A 2,675-nucleotide genomic window follows, 5' to 3' on the forward strand; every position below is an offset into this window, starting at 1 on the left:
TGTTTAGCCGAGCTGTTCGGTAGCGGGTGTGGGTCGAACCGGTAGTGCGGGCGCGGGGATCTGGTAGCGCCCGCGCCCGCACTGCGGTCACTCGGCCGGGACGAGCCCGGTGACGTGGCGGCGCATGTTCGGCCCGTCGAGCTGGACGAGCTCAGCGCTGGAGACGATGCGATTCAGGATCGATTCGGCGATCACCGCGTCGTGCAGGGAGCGATACCAGTCCTCGGGGTCGAATTGCGAGGTCACGACGGTAGAGCCCCTGCCTTCCCTCGCGGCGAGGATGTTGAGCAAGTCTGCCGCGGTGGTGCTTGAGACCGGAGTCGTGAGGAAATCGTCGAGCACGAGCAGGTCGCAGCCATGCAACTCGCTCAGGAAACGTAGCCGGGCCGGGTCTGACGCGTCGAGGATTGCGAGCTGGTTCGCGAGGTCATCGAGCCGGTAGTAGCGGGCGGTGTAGTCGTGTCGGCAGGCGGAGTTCACGAGTGCTTGCGCGAGGTAGGACTTCCCGACGCTGGAGGTGCCGAGGATGACGAGGTTCGTGCCGTTGTCCAGCCAGCGACAGGCCGCGAGCCGAGAGATCACGTCCCGGTTCAGCGACCGGCCGGGAAGGTAGTGGATATCTTCGACGCAGGCCGCGGGATTCGGGGTCCGCGACTGCGCCAGCAGCTTCGCAAGCCGCCGGTCCCGGCGGGCGGTGACTTCTTTCTCCAACGCGTGACGGATCTTCGCCGAGAACGACCAGTCATCGAACGCGGCATCGTTGGCAATCTCGATGACCGCTTCTCCGAAAGCCGTCAGCCGCAACCGCGTGAACGACGGCATGTCATCAATGGTGAGGTGCAGATCACTCATCATCACCCTCCATCCCCGTCTCCGTGCCCGCCTCGGTCTCGATGGTCGTTGCGGTGGTTCCAGTCAGCGTGTCGAGACGGAACGCGGCTGCTCCCGCCAGGTGCGCGCGACTCGTGTCACGAGACGCAGCCCCGGCAGTCCGCGATCGTGCATCGGCGTCGCCGTCGATGTCGGTGAAGGACACCGTTCTCGGGCGAGCGTCCTGCTCGGCCCGGACCGCGGCAAGCTCATGCTTGACCGCGGTGTAGGAGACAGGACGGACAGGGACGGCCTCGATCAGACGGCGACAGGCCTGCTCCAGCAGGAGCCGGTTGCCGTTCTTCCCGAGACCGAGGACGTTCATGCAGGAACGAAACCCCTGCGCCTCGATCCTGCGCGCATCCAGCAGCCGCTCCAGTGCGGTCACTGTCGCGGGCCCTGCTTTCGCGGCTTGCCTCAGGAAGTACCCGCGCGTCCAGAGCCCTTCCGAGTCCTCGAGATAAGCCGGCGCATGCGCCGGGTCCGTGACATATCCGTTCCTCGTCGTCCCGACCCGGTGAGAAGCGACCACGGCCCCGCCGGCGAGGACCTCGAGGAGGTCCCCGACGATGCGGACATCGACGTCGCGGCCCGTGAGGGCATAGGGGACGGAGTACTTGACCGTGTCGATCTGGATATGCCAGTCGCGATGCACTCGCGCTTTCCGCCAGACCACCGGCTCCCACCGCTGCTCCGGCAGCACCCGCAGCTCGCTCTGCTCGTGTTCGACGAACCAGTCCCAACGGCTTCGTGCCTCACCTCGGAACGGCGTGCGATGGTTGACCATATCGACCTGCTCTGTGATCGCGGCGTTCAAGTCATCGAGGGAGGCGAACACTCTGTCGGCGAGGTAGTGGATCACCCAGTTCGTGACGACTTTCACCCCGGCCTCGACATTGCCCTTATCGCGCGGACGATACGAGCGCGTCGGAACGGCGGCCGTCTCGTAATGCTCGAGGAACTCCGCATAGACAGGATTCACGTCCCTGGCCCGCTCGGACCGGCTGATCTGATTCGACGCCGTCGACGCGTTGTCCGGAACGACCAGCAGCGGGACGCCGCCGAAGAACTCCAGCGCCCGCCGATGCGCGTCCAACCACGCCAACTGCTTCTCGTCCAAACAGCCCCAAGCGAACACCATCCCCGAATACGGCAGGCTCGCCACGAACACTGACACCCTCGTCGTCTCCCTGCTGACCGGATCGATCAACTGCATCATCGTGCCCGCCCAGTCGACCTGCATCGTGTGGCCGGGGACATGACTGATCGGTGTCGTCAGATCATTCACCCGAACATGCTCCGCGACGATCTCGCAGAACCGGTCATAGCCGTAGAACCGCGCCCCGGGTGCCGCCGCTGACTTCAGATAGCGGGACCAGAGGACCTTCAACGGCGGCTTCTTCCGCCCCACCCTGGCGGCGACGACCGCGTCGACATCGATCGGCACGAACTCGCCCACGACGGCCTTCCTCCCATCGTTGAACAAGCGATCGAGATCTTCCGCGGTCAACGCGTCGACCTGCAAGGTCGTCGTGAACTGCTCCGCGTCGAGCACGCGCCTGGCGCGCGAGATCGCGCGATGCGAACACGACGCCAACACCTCGATCTGACGATACGGCCGCTGCTCGAGCAACAACGACATGATGAGCCGGTAATCGGCCATGAAGAGTCCTCCTGTCGACCGAGACCCCGTTGGCCTCGGCTGACAGCCATCCTCACGGTCCAACCGCCCCCGGCGCTACCAGACCAACCCACGAGTGCTACCAGAACGACCCACCCGCGCTACCGAACGACTCGGCTAAACA

At 65.2% G+C, this 2,675-nt stretch carries 2 protein-coding genes; both read right to left on the reverse strand.

Annotated features, from left to right (window positions below; all coding sequences use genetic code 11):
• Positions 1-87: 87 nt before the first annotated feature.
• Positions 88-852 carry an ATP-binding protein gene (locus J1M43_RS16480; protein ID WP_206477542.1) on the reverse strand — a complete coding sequence of 255 codons (765 nt, stop codon included), beginning with the start codon at positions 850-852 and terminating at the stop codon, positions 88-90.
• Entirely contained in the window at positions 845-2,533 is a 1,689-nt protein-coding gene (istA, locus tag J1M43_RS16485; RefSeq protein ID WP_206477544.1) for an IS21 family transposase, read from the reverse strand. Before istA ends, J1M43_RS16480 begins: the two co-directional genes overlap by 8 nt.
• Positions 2,534-2,675 lie beyond the last annotated feature (142 nt).

This window comes from Microbacterium sp. KRD172 (assembly GCF_017168295.1).
Taxonomy (GTDB): Bacteria; Actinomycetota; Actinomycetes; order Actinomycetales; family Microbacteriaceae; genus Microbacterium; species Microbacterium profundi.